At 62.9% G+C, this 15,786-nt stretch carries 17 protein-coding genes; all 17 read right to left on the bottom strand.

The window, feature by feature from the left end; translation table 11 throughout:
• Positions 1-2 precede the first annotated feature (2 nt).
• The 17 genes from ACR42D_RS10730 to ACR42D_RS10810 all read right to left on the bottom strand — a co-directional run bounded on the left by ACR42D_RS10730 (position 3) and on the right by ACR42D_RS10810 (position 15,470).
• Positions 3-461, bottom strand: a complete 459-nt coding sequence (locus tag ACR42D_RS10730) for a hypothetical protein (RefSeq protein ID WP_484566804.1) — start codon at positions 459-461, stop codon at positions 3-5.
• A gap of 9 nt (positions 462-470) precedes the next feature.
• Entirely contained in the window at positions 471-1,160 is a 690-nt protein-coding gene (locus ACR42D_RS10735) for a hypothetical protein (RefSeq protein WP_484566805.1), read from the bottom strand.
• Positions 1,157-1,504, bottom strand: a complete 348-nt coding sequence (locus tag ACR42D_RS10740; RefSeq protein ID WP_484566806.1) for a hypothetical protein — start codon at positions 1,502-1,504, stop codon at positions 1,157-1,159. The genes ACR42D_RS10735 and ACR42D_RS10740 overlap by 4 nt, the downstream gene beginning before the upstream one ends.
• Positions 1,505-1,513: 9 nt before the next feature.
• Entirely contained in the window at positions 1,514-1,714 is a 201-nt protein-coding gene (locus ACR42D_RS10745) for a hypothetical protein (protein WP_484566807.1), read from the bottom strand.
• Positions 1,715-1,727: 13 nt separating this feature from the next.
• A complete protein-coding gene (locus ACR42D_RS10750; protein ID WP_484566808.1) occupies positions 1,728-2,213 on the bottom strand; it encodes a hypothetical protein in 486 nt (161 codons plus the stop codon).
• On the bottom strand, positions 2,213-2,635 hold the full coding sequence (locus tag ACR42D_RS10755; protein WP_484566809.1) for a DUF5675 family protein: 423 nt from the start codon (positions 2,633-2,635) through the stop codon (positions 2,213-2,215). The genes ACR42D_RS10750 and ACR42D_RS10755 overlap by 1 nt, the downstream gene beginning before the upstream one ends.
• Positions 2,628-2,906, bottom strand: a complete 279-nt coding sequence (locus ACR42D_RS10760) for a hypothetical protein (RefSeq protein ID WP_371386538.1) — start codon at positions 2,904-2,906, stop codon at positions 2,628-2,630. Before ACR42D_RS10760 ends, ACR42D_RS10755 begins: the two co-directional genes overlap by 8 nt.
• A gap of 93 nt (positions 2,907-2,999) precedes the next feature.
• On the bottom strand, positions 3,000-3,356 hold the full coding sequence (locus tag ACR42D_RS10765) for a DUF2190 family protein (protein WP_484566810.1): 357 nt from the start codon (positions 3,354-3,356) through the stop codon (positions 3,000-3,002).
• 57 nt (positions 3,357-3,413) lie between these two features.
• Complete coding sequence (locus ACR42D_RS10770; protein WP_484566811.1) at positions 3,414-5,585, bottom strand: phage major capsid protein; 2,172 nt, start codon at positions 5,583-5,585, stop codon at positions 3,414-3,416.
• Positions 5,575-7,134: a phage portal protein gene (locus ACR42D_RS10775; protein WP_484566812.1), complete on the bottom strand. Its 1,560-nt coding sequence runs from the start codon at positions 7,132-7,134 to the stop codon at positions 5,575-5,577. The genes ACR42D_RS10770 and ACR42D_RS10775 overlap by 11 nt, the downstream gene beginning before the upstream one ends.
• A 2-nt stretch (positions 7,135-7,136) precedes the next feature.
• Positions 7,137-7,352 carry a hypothetical protein gene (locus tag ACR42D_RS10780; protein WP_484566813.1) on the bottom strand — a complete coding sequence of 72 codons (216 nt, stop codon included), beginning with the start codon at positions 7,350-7,352 and terminating at the stop codon, positions 7,137-7,139.
• 85 nt (positions 7,353-7,437) lie between these two features.
• A complete protein-coding gene (locus ACR42D_RS10785; protein ID WP_484566814.1) occupies positions 7,438-8,889 on the bottom strand; it encodes a KAP family P-loop NTPase fold protein in 1,452 nt (483 codons plus the stop codon).
• Between the two features lie 275 nt (positions 8,890-9,164).
• The gene (locus tag ACR42D_RS10790; protein WP_484566815.1) at positions 9,165-11,051 is read right to left on the bottom strand and encodes a terminase gpA endonuclease subunit; all 1,887 of its coding nucleotides are present in this window, start codon (positions 11,049-11,051) and stop codon (positions 9,165-9,167) included.
• A complete protein-coding gene (locus ACR42D_RS10795) occupies positions 11,038-11,682 on the bottom strand; it encodes a hypothetical protein (protein ID WP_484566816.1) in 645 nt (214 codons plus the stop codon). Before ACR42D_RS10795 ends, ACR42D_RS10790 begins: the two co-directional genes overlap by 14 nt.
• On the bottom strand, positions 11,675-11,953 hold the full coding sequence (locus ACR42D_RS10800; RefSeq protein WP_484566817.1) for a hypothetical protein: 279 nt from the start codon (positions 11,951-11,953) through the stop codon (positions 11,675-11,677). Before ACR42D_RS10800 ends, ACR42D_RS10795 begins: the two co-directional genes overlap by 8 nt.
• Entirely contained in the window at positions 11,943-13,367 is a 1,425-nt protein-coding gene (locus ACR42D_RS10805) for a primase-helicase zinc-binding domain-containing protein (protein WP_484566818.1), read from the bottom strand. The genes ACR42D_RS10800 and ACR42D_RS10805 overlap by 11 nt, the downstream gene beginning before the upstream one ends.
• A gap of 273 nt (positions 13,368-13,640) precedes the next feature.
• Positions 13,641-15,470 (bottom strand): DNA primase family protein, encoded by a 1,830-nt coding sequence (locus tag ACR42D_RS10810; protein ID WP_484566819.1) that lies wholly within the window; start codon positions 15,468-15,470, stop codon positions 13,641-13,643.
• Positions 15,471-15,786 lie beyond the last annotated feature (316 nt).

Consider the following 15,786-nt stretch of genomic DNA (forward strand, 5'->3'; position numbering starts at 1 on the left):
TCCTACCGACCCAACGTGTTGGGTATGTTGACGGTGATGAAAATGTGTCTCTCGAAATATCCCTTGCCGGGGTTGGACTTCTCGGCCTGCCAGTCGGACAGGGGGTATTCCAACCCCGCCAGGTACCCGCGCACCTCGACCTCGAACTCCTTGAGCGTCTGGCCGCCCCGGTACCGGACCCCGCGCCCGCCCTCGTCGCGCTCCTTGGCCGCATCCTGGATGCCGAGCACCACCATGACCACGTGCGCGCCCACCTCGATCTCCTGGCCGTCCCGGTCCGAGATGGGGATGAACCCGATGAACGGCGTGTCCTGGCTGCCCTCCATGTCGCGTGGGTCGAAGTCCAGGAAGAGGTTCGGCTTGCGCCCGAACGTCGCCTCGCAAAAATCGTTCACCGGCACGGCCGAGAGCAGGGCTTCGTACCAGGTGGTCGCAATGGCTTGGCTGTCTATGGTGTCCATGTCGTCTCCCTATGCCGCCCGGCTATACCGGCGCTCGGACCGGCCCAGGTACTCGCTGATCTTGGTCTCGATACGCACGCCGATCTCCTTTTTGGACGCCTCGAACACCGGCTGGATCAAGGCGCGCCCTTCGGTCTCGATGGTCTCGCCCTTGGGGATGCCCAGCCCGGCCGCGGCGAAGAAGCGCCGCGTCTTGTCCGTGACCTTGGTGGAGAACCCGGCCTGGAGCCGGGCCGCCTTGGCCGCCGCATCCTGAGAGAGAAAGCCTACGCGCACCCGCATCAGGGCCTTGTCGCGCTTGTAGCCGACCGCCTTGACCAGAGCGCCGAAGGCGTGCGTGGCCGGGTCGCGCAGCTGCTTACCCAGCCGCTCGCGCTTGAGGTCGTCCAGGGTGCGCAGCCGCTGAATGTCGGACAACGCGGGCCAATGGGCGTGCGGCGGATTCTCCGAGTAGGCCGCCTCCTGGATACGCTTGCGCAGCCACCAGCCCACCGACCCCAGCGCCTTGGTGAATTCCTTGGGGAACGTCTTGGCCAGGTAGGCCATGAACGGCGTGACCCCGTCCTTGACGGTGACCATGGAGCCGTTCTTCGTGAAGAACTCATAGTTCCGCATGCGGATCTTGGTTTCCCCGTCCTTGTTCACCCACTGCGTGGGAAGAGTGACGTAACCGTCGAATCCGTAGGACTCTCTGCTCATCGGTACACCCCACCCTGCTGCGCGACACACAGGCACGACCACCAGGCCTGGTCGGACCCCCGACGGGGGAGCGGGCTCACGGCCCGGATCTCGTACTCGAGTTCGCCGCAGCGGAAGGCGTCCGCCTTGGTCGGCTCGCGCCCCACGTCCACGGGCCGCACCCGGATCTCGGCGTAGCGCCCGGTGCCCTCGAACACGGGCGGGCCGGGCCACCCGGCCGGGACGTCGCTCAAGCCGAAGTCCTCCACCATGGCGGTCATCGGCTTGGACATCTCGTCGTGCGGGTAGAACACGACCGGCTCACCGAACGCGTCGAGAAACACCTGGGCGGCTTCGGCAAACACTCCGGCCCCCTACTCCGCCATGGCCGCAACGGCCACGATGATGCAGACCACGGCCACAGCGCACGCGATGATGGTCACCTTGTGCCTGGCCCACAGCCCTTCAGCGGCGTCCTCGGCCTCCTTGTAGGCCTTGGCCGTCTCTTCCTTGAACTCGTTCACGGTATGCTCGGCCGCATCGGCGGCCTGCTGCTTGATCTTGTCGAGGTGCATGGTCTCTCCTTGGTTATCTCTTGCGGCTGAACAGGCCGGTCAGCCCGCTCAGTCCGCCCGTTTTCTCGCTGGAACGGCCCACGAAATAGTAACCGTAGACCCACTGGCTCATGTCGGTCAGGGCCGTGAACCGGGTGGCGCTAACCAAATTGTCGGGCAGCCACACCCCGACCATGATGGCGATGGTCAGCCCCATCAGGCACAGAGGCCGGACGTTCTTGGACATCCACGAATCCGACGCCATGTCGGCCTCGTGCCGCTTGGTCAGCTCCTTGGCGTAGGCCAGGTTGACCTCCTCGACCTTGGCCTCCAGCTGCATGACCAGCTCGGGATTCTTCGCCAGAATCGAGGCGGCGGAATTCGCATCACGAGTCCCGGTCACGGTCTCGACAGCGTCCAGCATCTTCTCGCCAATACCCTTGTCCTTGGCCTCGTCGCCGGTGAAGCATTTGACGATGGACGGAATCTGGGCAAGCAGGGGGATCAGTGCGGCAAGCATTACGCGTCCTCCTGGTAGTCTTCGTCGACGATCTCGAGCGGGAACTGCTCAACGCCGTACAGCTCGTCCATGAACTCGGCGTGGGCGGTCCGGCTGTTCCACACGGCGGGCACGGCGGGGTCGCGCGTGGTGCCGAGCAGGATGCAGCCCATGGTGTTGCCCACGTAGTTGCCCCAGTGGAACAGGATGTGCGTCCGGCCCTGGACGTCGGTCACCTCGAAGGTCTCGCCGTAGGTGGGCGAGACGGTGCGGCGGCAGATGTAGCGCCCGGCGGGGATGCACGAAATATTGGGTTTGTTGTCCAGCCACGGATTTTCGAGGGTGTAGAGCCACGCCTGCTCGACATCACCGTCGATCAGGTACAGCCGCCCCATGGTCACCCGGTCGTCGCGAACATCGCGTTGCAGTCTGATCTCAATCATGATCAATCCCCCTGTCGTTCAGAACTTTCTCCTTGTCTTCACCTGGTCTATCGCTCCAAAGAATCAGCGCGTTGACCTTCCGCTCCACGCTCGACAGCGTCCTACCGATCCCGTCATGCCGCTGGTCGCATTCCTTTTCACAGTCCTTGTGCCTGCGGTCGCAATCCTTTCGTGTCATGTACTTCCCGCCGCGCAGGGTGGGGACCAGAGCGCCGACGAGCAGAGCGGCATTCAAGGCAAGCAATCCGCCTTCGAGTCCTGTCAGTTCCATGGTGTCGGCGTCCCTCTGGTTGCGGTTGCCCCCTGTTCAGGGCGGCCCGGCCTGGTTGCGCAGCCGGGCCGCCCCTTCGAGGAGGTAGGGAAGTTACGCGTTCAGATCGATATGGACTTCGGCGTCATCGCTGGCCGCGGCGGCCCACGAGTGGCCCACCAGGGTGTTGTCCGTGGCCGTGGTGGTCAGCGCGCCGGAACCGGCCACGCCGTCCACCGGGTCGCCGTCCGCGTCGAAGTAGAGCGGCACGCCCTGGGCGATGGCGCCGGTGGCCTTGGGCAGATGGTGAATCTCCTTCATCATCAGCTCGCCGGTCTCGCCGTCCGGGATGTCCACGGTGGCGACGCCCAGGAGCGAACCGACCAGCACCATCTGACCGGACACGATGTCGGATCCGGTGGAGTTGGTGTAGGTCATGAATCTTCCGGGCTGAACATGGTTCAGAGCCATGGTGTTCTCCTTATGCTCGCCCCGGCGCTAGGCCGGGGCGGTTGTCGGTTAGGCAGCCTAGACGCCGGGGTTCTTGAGGAAGCCCTTGGTGTCCATCACGCCCGCGCCGAAGTCGAAACGGCACTTGATGCCCAGGGCATCGCGCTCGAACTCGACATGTTCCTCGATGTAGGGCTGTTCGTCGCCGTCCAGGTAGGCCACGTCGATGGTGTCCACCTGGCTCGGGTCGCCGACCAGGTACCAGGCCGTGACGCTGTGATCCGACAGGCGTCCCTCCGCAATGGGAGTCAGCTTGCCGTTCCAAGGGTTATGCACGCCGCTGGACATGTTTTCCGTGGGCAGGGCCATGGAACGCAACAGGACCTCGGAAGAGGTTTCCTGCTCGTTGGGAATCAGCAGGAAGGCCGGGACCATATCAAGGCGCTGGCCGTTGACGTCCTTCTGTGCCTTGAACTTGGTCCGGGCGGCGGACAGGGTGTCCGAACTGACCACGCCCTTGTCCGTGGACATCAGGTTGCGGTGAGCGGCCGAGAACAAGGCTTCGCCATCGGCCATTTTCGGGTTGGAAGTAATCAGCCCGTAGACGATGTCGGCCGACTTGCGCTTGGCCGCGGCACCGAAGGCGCGCGGGATCTTGCTGAAGGCCCGCAGGTCGTCGTTGATGATCATGGTGCGGGTCAGGTGGACGATGCGCCCGTAGGTCTTGACCCGAAAGGATTCCTGGGAGTCCTTGAACTCGCCGGTCTTGTACTCGCCGTTCTCACCGACCAGCAGCAGCTCGGGCGCGTCGGACAAGGCCATGCCGTACATGTCCTTGAAATCCGTGGCCGTGACGATGTTGACCCACGGCCGCCAGGTCTCGGGCGCGGCGTTGTATGCCTTGAGCATGCGCTTGTTGGCCACATCCATGAAGATGGCCCCGAAATCGCTGGAGCTGGTGCTGCCGGACAGGGTCAGAACCTGGGCGGCGAGCTGCTTCTTGACCAGCCCCCGGGTGTTGACCCCCGAGCGCTCCAGGCACATCCGGGCCAGATCGGACACGGACAGGCCCCGAAACTCCTCGAAGCCAGGAGCGGGTTTTTCTTCGCGCTGGCCCATGCGGAACAGCACGCCGTCCACGGCCGCCATGCGGAACTTGTCCGCTTCGTCAACTCCGGACTGGAGCCGCCCGACGCCGAACGCCGGATTCTTCTCGGCGGCGACCTCGTACAGTCGCAGCTTGGCCTTTTCCTCGCTGGTCTGGTCCTTGAGCGCGGCGGTGATCTCGTCCGTGGTCAGGCCCAAGGTACCGCCGAAAGAGGTCAGGTTGAGAGCCTGATCCACGGTCATCTTGACCTTGGTGGCCGGTGCCGGTTCGGGGTCGGTGGTCTTTTCCGGGGCGGGACCCTTCTCGGGTTTCCGCAGGTCCTCAGTCTTCAGCCCGGCCTCGTTCAGCTCCTCGTCCTCGACGTCCAGCTTCGCAAGAAAGGCCCAAGCCTCCTGTTCGGTCGCATCCTGTTTCAGACCGCGACGTTCCAGGAACATCCTCAAACGCTCGTCCATGGATTCCTCCTGTTGGTTTATCGCGGTAGCCGACATGGCGACCGCCGCAGTATCGTCATCCGCCCCGAAGGAGCAGAAACTCGTCTCGAAGACCGACGCCTTGCGCCAGATGTCGATGGGCCCGTCCACGGTCGTGCCGTTGACCTCGGCGGACTCGCCCTCCTTGAGCACTTCCACGCGCAGGGCCTGCACCCCGATGGACGCCTGCCACGGGTAGCCGTCGGCAGCGTCCCGGCGGACGCCCTGCGCAATGTCGTTGGAAAGAAAGTTGCCGGTGACCAGGAAGCCGCTGTCCGAGGCCGTGCCGCTGTCGATGCCGCCCACCCGCCATTCGCGGACGTGCTCCAGCAGCGCGGGCACCTTGTTCTTGGCCAGGGCCATGCCGCTCAGGTCGATGACAAAGGGGTCCATCCACCACCAGTCGATGACCTTGCCGGTGTAGGCCAGGATCGCGAACTCGCCGTTCTCGTTCCCGGCCTCCACGCTGCCCGGTTCGGACAGCAGGGTGACGGTGTCCTTGTCGGCAATGGCGCTCAGCGTGGCCTTGTTCCAGGCGGCGGCGCAGGCGGGCAGCTGATCCGTGTCGCCGCCCATGCACCGCTTCAGAAAGTCCTGCTTGCTCTCGCCCTGCTCGGGCTTGGCCGCCATCGCGGCTCTCTTGAGTCTGGCCTTTTTGCTAAGCAGCATGGGCCGCCTCCTTGGTTTGTTTTGCTTCACGCGCGTCCAGGGCCTGGGCCACTGCGCTGAGAATCATTTCCTTGGCCCTGCTCAAGGCCTCCTCGTCGCCGGACAGCCCGGCCGAGGCCAGCAGCTTCAACTCTTCCTGGCGCTCCTGGGTGATCTCCTCGAAGTCCAGGCCTCGGTCGGCGCACATCTTGGTCAGGGTGGTGATGCCCAGCTCGTACTCAATGCGGGCGGCCAGGGCGTCGTTGCGCGGGTCCACCCACGGCCAGCCGGGGCACAGCTGCTTGATGTCGACCTCGTACCCGGCCAGGTTCACGAACCCGGCCATGGCGGCGAACTCGACGAACCGCTCGTCGATGGGATCGTTATGCTTGCGGTTGAGGATGGCCTGTTGACGGCGGAAGGAGCGGCGCTCCACCAGGAGGCCCTGGCGGCCGCCCGAGTAGGTGGTCTCGGTCAGGTCCCCGGTGAAGGTCTCATAGCTCACGTTCATGCCCACGCCGCCGCCGCGCAGCTGCGACTTGACCCACGGCTCGTAGTTGGAGCCGGGCCGGTCGAATCCGGCGGCCGTGACCTTGGAGCCCGGAGCCACCGTGGCCACCTGGCCGGGCTGAATGAAGTCACCGGCCTTGAGCGTCTTTTCATCGGACGTAGGATCGACAGGCGCGCCGCCCAGCGGGTTCTCGACCTCGGGGAACGGCGTCTCCACAAAGAAGCCGAACGCGGACAGCAGCCGCATGGCCACCTGCTCCGAGTCCTGGTATTCCTCGAAGTTGCGCATCCACATGATGATCGAGGCCATCCAGGAGATGCCCCGGCTGGAGGAGATGCGCTTGCGCGCGAAGACGTGCTCGATGCTGGCCGCGTCCACACGCTTGGAGTCGGTCAGGGACATCCAGGTCATGTCGCCCGGATGCTCGGGGAAAAGATGGTAGGCCACCACGTTGCCGCTCGCGTCGTACTCGATGCCGCGCTTGGCGTAGTTGCCGTTGCTCAGGGTGCCGTCCACCGTGGCGTCCAGGTGGTCCGCCTCGAGCAGCTCGTAGTTCAGCGGGGGCAGCCCTTTCTTGAGCAGCGTGGTGTCGATGAAAAAGTGGATCAGGTACTCGCCGTCGGTCCACAGGTGGCGCAGTCCCAGCTCCTGTTTTTCGACCGCGCTCACGGCCTTGGCCCAGCGCTTGTGCAGCCGCTCCAGGTCTCGGGCCAGGTCCCGGTTCTGCTCGCCCCTCCGGGTCAGGATGAACTGCGGACGAATGCCGGTGAAGACCACGTTGTCGCAGATCTTCTCGATGGCCCCGGCCACGAACGGCGAGTTCTTGGCCAGGTCGCGGGCGCGGTACACGACGTCCCGCCACTGCTTGCGGATGTTGGCGTCCCCGGACTTCCGGTCCCCGCGCCAGGCGCGGTTCGCCCCATCCCGGCTGGCGGCCTTGTACGAAAGGTAACGCCGCCTGTCGGCCACGTAGGCCACGGCGGCGCGCGGATCGTTCAGGGCGATCATCCCGGCGCGAAGGCTGGTCCAGGAGTCGAAGAGGAAACGCCCGACGCCCACGGCTACCCCCTCCCCACAAACGTGGAGCGGGCGAACCCGCCGCGCCGCACATAGGCGATGCGGTTCTCCAGCTCGACGATCTTGTCCTCGAGCCGGAAGAAGGTCGCCCGGGTGAACTGGTCGCCGCCGACGCTGACCGTCTGGCCGCCGGACAGGATCGCATCCCGCGCCGACTTGTACTTCGCCAGTTCCGCTTTCAGTTCCGCTTCGGTCGCCATAAAAAAACTCCAGGGTGTGTTTCACAAAGAAACTACACCCTGGAGTTTTTTAAGATAAACCCAGTCGTTTACTGATCAGTAAATTTTACTGGGTATCAATGTCGATTTGTTCAATGGGGACAAGGGACTCGGAGAGATCAAGGTAGCGCTTGATAACATCAACCAGATGCTCCCCGGTACTTCTTTCATAATAATAAACATAGTTAGATATATCTATATCAGACGATATTTGCCCTCTGGTCACCGTATATACATTTCCCGTGATATAGTTCTTCTTCATCTTAGCAGGGATGCTTAACTTTGACGCTCCCAAGTGATTGATAATTTCTTCTCCATCCTTCGGACTCAAAGTACTAACAGGATGTCCTCTGATCATCTTATCAAACATTCTTTCGTTCAGCTCTCTAAGATATATAAAAGGAACAAACAATATTGGCACAATCTTATATTCTACTTCATCAAGTCCACGCAATAACACCGTCCCACGAAGAAATGCCTTCTCTATTAATCGCAGGGAATATGCGTCTCCAAGCCTAGCAAACTCTATGATGAATTTCTCCATTACATCTTGACTAACCGACTTAAAGGCTCGGTAGTCTTTTACCCCATACGTATTCACCAAACTACGGACAAATTCTTTTTTTTGTGGCTTAGGTATACGGTATTCCAAATCAATGAAGCGCCGCAAATACCCAACAGCATCAATACCGTCACCATACGCTGCCCGCACGGAATGGCAGAGTTGCTCCCGGTCCAGGGACAACACAAAGATGATACCATCAATATCGAATAGATGCTTTATTACTTCCAGCAATTCAATTGAGTATGTCGGCTTGCATCGGTCTAACTCATCCACGAAGAAGAACATGGGCGGCTTCTTCTCGCCCTTCGTCTGTGTTTTGACGAACTGCCTGACCGCTTTCTTGAAATCCGTCACGACCCGCTTGGTCGTCACCTGTTGAGTGAGCAATTCCTCCGCATAGGCGGCGCCGGTTGTCCCCAGCGCCCCGATCACCTGGTCCGCAAGTTCTCTGCCTTCCTTGTCCTTGGGGTCAATCAACCCGGAACAATCAATCGCCGTTCCCAAAAACAGGCGCGTACCAATCGATAAGGTCGGGACGGCCAATTTTTTCCCGAGATCCCAAATTTTTTCAAAATTCTTTTTAACCTTGCCGGGAGTGGATTGCATTTGAGCCAACTGCGAACCCATCTCCGAAATAAAAGAAAGAAATGGGTTATCGACATAATCGTTCTCCCATGCATTGAACAGGACACAAGGGTGGCCCAGGTATTCAAGGTACGCCTTCCACATCCTCAAAAACGTTGTCTTGCCGGTTCCCCATGGGGAACTGGTCGTCATGACAAATTTCCCCTCAGTGGTCAGCAAAAGATCGGTTATCGCACGGATGTGCTCCCCTCTGTTCAGCAAGTCCGCTTCGAACCACGGAAGGTCGGACGAATTCTGCTCGGCGAGCCTGGCTGCGGCGGCTTCCAGTTCATTCTTATTAAATTTCAGTTCCTGATTTCGTTTCAGCATGGCATCCTCCGAAGATTCAGATAGCCGATAAAGGCACCCTGCTCAACCGGTAATATCCTGCTGAACCGACTTGACCAGCACACCGGAGGACGCCAGCACGCACGCTTTATTCCGGCAGCGATGATACCGGACCTTGGTGTCACCCGACCATTTCGGGGAGCTGACCACAGGGCACCGCTTCCCGCACATCGGGCAGACGGCGCCTTCCTTCGGCGAATAGTCTACCCCCTCCCTGGCCCGGGCCATGGCGGCCACGATTACGGTTTCTGCTGTCATCACATTTCCTTTCCCGTGTAGGGGTTGAACTTCTTCTCGCCTTGAGACGCCCGCTGCGTCTTGGCCGCCGCCCTGGCCGCCATGTCCGCCGCCACCATCGCCTTGAGCGACGGGCTCCATTGCCAGTGCGCCATGGCCAGATGGCCGATCATGCAGTCGAGCCAGTGGTTCGCGCGGACCCGCTTCCAGATGTAGGTGCCCTTCTGCAGCACCTTCTTTTCCGAGCAGAGCTGGTAGAAATATTCGGGCGGCGTCTTGGCGTGGAAGTGGATCGGCTCCAGCCACCGCCCCTCCTTGTCCCTGGCCTCGTCGGACAGCCGCCAGAAGAACAGGTCCTTGAAGGCGTCCGTGTCGATGAAGTGCAGCCGCATGGGCCGCTTGAGCTTCCGGCCGTTGGGCAGTTGCTGCATGGGGTTGCCGAGCCGGACATGGTAGCCCGGCGTCTTCCGGGACATGCCCTTGGTGCCGAAGACCACGCCGGGCCGCTGGCGCAACAGCCACTCATAGGCCTGCATGGTCCTGGTCTCATCCTCCCACTCGTTCTTGCCGCCGCCGGTATCCAGGCCCGCGCGCCACACGCCGAGGAACTCGCTGCGCTTGCCGTCGCGCCGGAACCGGGACTGGAAGATCAGCTCGTGCAGTTCCTTGAAGGTCTCGATCTTTCCCTGGTCGATGATCCACTCCTCGGACCCGTCGTCCTGCCCGGTCGGGTCCACCCAATGGGCGCAGGTGGAATAGAAAAAGTGGTCCTTCTGCATGTCCGTGGACAGGGTGATGGCCTGGGCCTCGGGCGGCACCACCAGCGGCGGCAGCTCCGGCACCATGAACTGTTGCAGCCGCTCCTCGTTGGACTCCGAGGCAATCACGTTGGCCGGCTGCGCCGCGTATCCGTTCCACCACGACTTGAGCTTGTCCGGGTCGCCCTGGGCCGCGAACCAGTCCGCCATGACCGACGACAGGGACACCCAGCGCGAGTTCCACGACGGGATGTGCACCCCGATCTTGACGGGCCGGTCCACTTCCCTGTCGAACTCCAGCCGCCCGTCGCGCACGGCCCGGTTGCGGATCTGGTCGGTCCACCGCCATTCACAGTGGCAGCACTCGTACCACGCCGCCTTGTTCAGCCGGATCTCGGCCGGGTCGCGCACCCCTTCGGGCACCTTGATGTTCTCGAACTGCATGACCTGATAGGTCCCGCAGGCAGGACACCGCGCGGCCCAGCGCACCTTGACGTCGGCCCGGTTGAACTCGTCCCAGATGAAACTCTCGCCGTCGTAGCCGATGGGCTTGCCGATCCACAGCAGCTTGTACAGGGTGGAGAACGTGTTGAAGCGCTCCACGAAATCCTTGTGCGCCCCGGCCGGGAACATGTCCGGCTCGTCGCCCAGGCCGTCCAGGACGGACAGGGACGCGCGCTTGGACAGCGACCCCATCCACCGCCCGGTGAAGGTGGTCCCGTTTTTCAGCGATATCTCGGTCTTGACCACGGCGTTCCGCTCGTCCCCGATGTACCGCCGCAGCTTCGGACTGTTCTCGAACAAAGGGATCAGCTTCTTGTCGAACCAATCCTCGGTCAGGTCCTCGTCTGGCAGGGCGATCTGCCGGGGGCCCGGCCGCTCCACCCCGCGCCGGGCCAGGAACCCCTGGCCGAAGAGCGTCTTGCCGATCTGCGGCCCCGCTGCCACGGCCATCTCCCTGACCCACGCCTGCATGAACAGGTCCCACAGCGGAGGGAAATAGGGCGACAGCCGAGGATCGTAATGCGACCCCTTCATAGGGCCTTCCGGCACGACCACGTTTTCCTGCATCCACTCGCCGGTGGATTGGTCAAGGATGGTCGGCTCCATCACAGCGCACTCGCCGGGGGTGAACTCAAGCCTGAACATCGGCGTCCCCGATGGCTTCATCCAAATCCACCACGAACACCCGTTCGCGGGAAAAGGCCTGGAGCCACTGCTGTTTCTTGACCAGACAGACCTCGGACAGCTCCGGGACCTGCCGCTCGAAATAGGCCGCCAAGTCACGGACCTTGCCCGGATCACCGTCGACCAGGGCGATGATCTTCTCCACCCCGTCGAGGCGCTTGCCGACAAGGACGTCCACGGACGCCTCGGCCTGTTGCACCGCATACCCGTCCAGCTGCAGGGAGAAGAAGGCCATACGCGCGGCCAGGTCGTTCAGATGATCCTCCAACTCGATGATGCCGCCCTCCTCCCGCCGCTGCTTGATCCGCTCGCGTGCCGCCTTGGCCTCGAGCAGGTCCAGCTCGGCCCTGGACTTGGCGTCCATCCGCTCCTTCTCCTCGGCACTCACGGTCTTGCCGGACTCCTTCCGCTTGAGGCGCTGCCGGGCGTAGGCCAGCAGCGCGTCGGCCTCGAACTCGCCTTCCGCGTTCTCACCGATGTACCCGGCCCGGGCGTGCCGACTGAAGGTGGAGGAGTTCACCTTGAACCCTTCGCCGTCCAAGAACTCACGGGCAAGGGTCTGGCTCTTGAACGTTCTGGAATCCTTAACCACGCTGCACCTCCTGGAGCTTCTTGACGTTCACCGCCTTGCGCACTGCGTACCCGTAGACCTCCACGTACAAGGCCTTTTTCCCGTTGGTCAGAATGTGCTCGTAGGGCTCTCCCTTGCATACGACCTGCACCAGCTGCATCCGCCCGCCCACCTTGGTGGACAGGGAGAACCGCGCTCCTCTAAATATTCCTGTTTCACGAGGAACTTTCATATATTCGCTGGACAACGCGGCGTCCAAATCCCGCTCGCTCAGCGTGATGTCATCGCTCATTCCCGGACTCCAACGGTTTGAGAAAATTACGTATCGTCACTTCACATTCGCCGATCTCCCGCAGCCAGCGGGCGACAACCGGACGGTGGGCCAGCAGGGCGACGCGGTCATGGATCTCGGCCGGGCCGCGGCAGCCGAGCAGGTTGCCGTTTTCGCCGACGTGTATCTCCAGACGGTTGGTTGCCAGTAGCAGGCGCAGGGCCTCGACGTCATCCGGGATCTGGAGTTTCTTGTCTTTGGGCGGCGGCGCTGCGGTCACGTTGCCCCTGGGCGGCGGGGCCGTGACCCGTATGACCGGGGAGAGCTGCGACCTGATCCACGCGCCCAGGGCGGACAGCCCGTGCAGCTCCACAAACTCGCCGGGGTCCTTGCCCGCCGGAACCGGCGTGCGGCGGCACTGCGGATATCGCTGGTCCCACCAGAACCGGAACTTGTTCCCATACTGCTCCCCCTTGCCCTGCGGCTCGAAGTCCACGGCATTGAGGATGCCTGTCGCCGCGGCGAGCCAACCGGCCGCCTGCTGGTCCGGATACATGGACAAAGTACCCATGGCGCACATGCCCACCCCCGGCTGCCTGGTCGCCATGACGGCCAGTCCGCAAAGCCCCGCCTCGGTCACGACATAGGCCCGGGCGTTCGGGGTGATCATGATGACCTTCTGCTCCGACCCGGCCACCAGGATGTACTTGTCGTCGTTCTCCCCCAGGTCCTGGTTCGGCCGCCGGATACGCACAGCCGCCAGCTGACCGTCCCGCTCGTTGGGGATCACCAGGCCGCGCGGAATCCATATGGACTGAAGCCGCCCGGTCCTCTTGTTGATTCTCTTGTCGAGCCCCCACCCTTCCCGGTTCCTGTAGATGCACGGGGGCCCGTTCCTTTGCGGCTCCCCGGCGTGCCACCCGAGCTGGTATGCCTGCGCGATGTCCAACGGCACGCCCCGGTGCTCGAGCCACTGCAACAGGTGGGGGTTCGACTGGAGCCGGGCGGCGCACTCCTCGACGAACTTCCGGGCGTGCTCCTGCCACTTCAGCGGCGGGAACGTCACCGGGTTCAGCTGATCGAGCGTGCGGCCCGCCGGGTCACGCCTCTGCCTCTCCCTCTTCGCGCTCGCAGGCCCTGCCGCCTCGCCCTCTACGCTGAGAAAATCGAAAATTTTGGTCCAATCCCACCCCTCGACGTCCACCAACCACTGGACGTAGTCGCCGCTGAGGCCGCACTGACGACACCAGTACCCGCCGGACACCCCGGCCCGTTCGGCCACGTCCCCGCTCGGTGCCTGGTCCGGGAAGACCCGGAAGCGGTCGGTCCCGCCGCACACCGGGCACGGCCCCTGGTATTCGCCCCGGCCGCCGAGGGGACGGTCGAACCCACCGGGTACGCGCGCCCGCACCAGCTCGATCAGTTCAACGGGCATGACGTCCTCCGCCGGGCCTATCGTCCGTATGGTCCGCTATGGTCCGGCCAAAGGTCCAGGCCGGGAAGGCCCGGTGGGCAACGTTTCCCGAAGAGTTGGGACCATAGGGACTAAATCCTTTTCTCTTCATTTAGATACTTCCTTGTTCAAGATATTTATGAATAGGGAGTTTTACTCCCTATCATCCCGTGCACTAATCCATCCCCTGTCATTTCAAGGGCCTGCATGCCGGACCATTGCCCGGACCATAGGCGGACGATACGGACCTTTGCGCTACTCCTCCGGATGGAAACCGTCCTGATGCTCCATCTTGAGGTCGAGCCCGAGGTAGTGGATCGTGCCCGACTTCTGCCGTTCGAACCCCTTGTCGTTCATCCAGTTGCCGAACTTCTTCTGGGCCGGGGGGAACTTCCCGGCGCGTTTGTGGTACCACTCCTCGAAGACGCTATAGAGCTTGGAGCTGCCGACCCGCAGCCCGTCGCCGATCTCGCAGCACTCGAACAGGAACTCGCCCAGGGTGTCCTCGCCCTCGCGGTACTTGTCCGTCGCCTCGGTCACGACAGCCGGCGGACAGAGCCCGTAGGCCCTCCACGCCATGTGCCCCTCCACCAGCCAGGCCAGGACGCCGGGCAGGCAGGCGGCCAGCTTTGACTCGAGACTCTTGTCGATGGGGCGCTCGAAAACCTGGGTCGGCTCCCCATGCACGAACGAGATCCGGTGCGGGATGGCCAGCACGCGCTTCCAGAAGGCGTAGTCCGTGGCCGGGGCCGAGGGCAGGTTGTTGGTCAGCAGGAACATGAGGTGCGTCGGGTCGAACGTCGTGGGGTACTTGTCGTTCGGGTGGCGGCCGGTCAGCGGGTCGCCGCCGGTCAGCCACTTTACCCGCTCGATGGAGAACTTGCGGCCCTCCGCCGTCTCCGACGCCCAGGCCAGGCGCAACCCCTTGAGGGACATGATCGACGGCGTGGGCGAATCGGCGGACCGGCTCACGCCCTGGTCAAGCAGCAGCTCCGAAGGCAGCCCGCAGGCCAGGGGCCCGAGGGTCCAATACAGGGTGTTGAGGAACGTCGATTTACCGTTGCGCCCGCGCCCGGTCAGGATGGGCAGGATATGGTCCGGCGTCGCGCCCAACAGAGCGTACCCCGCAAGTCGCTGTATGAACGGGATCAAATCCGGCTCAGGCTCGCCGATCTCCGGGTTCGTGTACACGTCCCACAAGAACTTCTCCCACGCCGCCCGGTCAAAATCGGCCCCCCTCCACTCCACAGGCGCTGCGCGCACCATCCAGTCGTCCGGACGGCCGGGGCGGAAGTCCCCAGTCTCCAGGTCGATGATGCCGTTGGCCACGGGCAGCAGGTTGGGCCGGTTGTCCAGCCAGCTCGAGCGGCAGTTGAGCGGGAACCCCGCGATGGACCGGGCCTTGGTTATGACCGAAGATTCCCGCGTCGGGGCGCGCAGGGAGTATATCCGCTTGCTCACGCCCTTGGTTCTCTCGGCCAGTTGCTTCTCTAGCGAGTCGATGTCGCCGCGCAGGATCTTCTGATCAGCCTCCGCCGCGGTATGCAGCAGCTCGTTATGCTTGTCCTCGATGGCGGCCTTGAACTTGGAGACCGTGGTCACCTGGTGCGCATGCCAGTAGGCCATGGCCACGTTCTCCACCAGGGAGTAGGCGTACACGCCCGATTCGTCCATCCGCCAATGGTGCCCGGTGAACTCCAACGTCTCCGGAGTCTTCTTGTCTCCGCCAGTGGTGATGTTGATGGCCACTTTGTCCTTGTGCATGGCCGCGTACAGCTCGGCATCGCCGGTTACGTTCCGGCCCATGCACTCGAGGATGAACCCCGGATCCAGGGAGAGCCACGGCATGTCCAGCTCCGGCTCGGCCGGCGGCGCGGCCTGATCCCGAGGGACCGGCGGCGGGGACAACGATTCCTCCAACTGCCGCTTGAGGTCGGTCAATTCGGCCAGGTTCTTCTCGTTCGTCCAGTCGAACCCGTCCGGCACCACCACGTCCCAGCGCCCGGCGGCGTCCTTGCCGAGCGTGTACCCATCCGGCAGGTCGAGGAGGGGCGCGGCCTGAGACATCATGCGATCATCAGCCACGGCACCACCTCCCGGCGACCGACCTCGAACAGACCTCGATCAGCCCCGAAATTGTTTCACAGCCACCCGCCGATATTGCATTTTTCCCAAATTCCCACCCAACAAAAACCCCAAGCACGGCCGAGACCCGAGCTATACGCGACCCCTGTATCCAGGCCTTATAGGAGGACCCAGAGCGGGCTCTAAGGCCATTGGACCTTTGGCTTGCCTCCTCCTCGGAGGGGGGGATGGGGGAGCCGGAAATGCGGCGCCCTTGATGGAGGGGAAGAGCGGAGGCGACCGTCCCGGTCGCGATGATCGAACCATGCTGACCAAG

This window comes from Pseudodesulfovibrio sp. lm2024 (assembly GCF_051175575.1).
Taxonomy (GTDB): domain Bacteria; phylum Desulfobacterota; class Desulfovibrionia; order Desulfovibrionales; family Desulfovibrionaceae; genus Pseudodesulfovibrio; species Pseudodesulfovibrio caledoniensis.

Bases quoted from the DNA above. Each gene is read 5' to 3' on its own strand.
- ACR42D_RS10730 (WP_484566804.1), bottom strand. From the start codon at position 461: ATGGACACCATAGACAGCCAAGCCATTGCGACCACCTGGTACGAAGCC.
- ACR42D_RS10735 (WP_484566805.1), bottom strand. From the start codon at position 1,160: ATGAGCAGAGAGTCCTACGGATTCGACGGTTACGTCACTCTTCCCACG.
- ACR42D_RS10745 (WP_484566807.1), bottom strand. From the start codon at position 1,714: ATGCACCTCGACAAGATCAAGCAGCAGGCCGCCGATGCGGCCGAGCAT.
- ACR42D_RS10750 (WP_484566808.1), bottom strand. From the start codon at position 2,213: ATGCTTGCCGCACTGATCCCCCTGCTTGCCCAGATTCCGTCCATCGTC.
- ACR42D_RS10755 (WP_484566809.1), bottom strand. From the start codon at position 2,635: ATGATTGAGATCAGACTGCAACGCGATGTTCGCGACGACCGGGTGACC.
- ACR42D_RS10760 (WP_371386538.1), bottom strand. From the start codon at position 2,906: ATGGAACTGACAGGACTCGAAGGCGGATTGCTTGCCTTGAATGCCGCT.
- ACR42D_RS10765 (WP_484566810.1), bottom strand. From the start codon at position 3,356: ATGGCTCTGAACCATGTTCAGCCCGGAAGATTCATGACCTACACCAAC.
- ACR42D_RS10770 (WP_484566811.1), bottom strand. From the start codon at position 5,585: ATGCTGCTTAGCAAAAAGGCCAGACTCAAGAGAGCCGCGATGGCGGCC.
- ACR42D_RS10780 (WP_484566813.1), bottom strand. From the start codon at position 7,352: ATGGCGACCGAAGCGGAACTGAAAGCGGAACTGGCGAAGTACAAGTCG.
- ACR42D_RS10785 (WP_484566814.1), bottom strand. From the start codon at position 8,889: ATGCTGAAACGAAATCAGGAACTGAAATTTAATAAGAATGAACTGGAA.
- ACR42D_RS10790 (WP_484566815.1), bottom strand. From the start codon at position 11,051: ATGTTCAGGCTTGAGTTCACCCCCGGCGAGTGCGCTGTGATGGAGCCG.
- ACR42D_RS10800 (WP_484566817.1), bottom strand. From the start codon at position 11,953: ATGAGCGATGACATCACGCTGAGCGAGCGGGATTTGGACGCCGCGTTG.
- ACR42D_RS10805 (WP_484566818.1), bottom strand. From the start codon at position 13,367: ATGCCCGTTGAACTGATCGAGCTGGTGCGGGCGCGCGTACCCGGTGGG.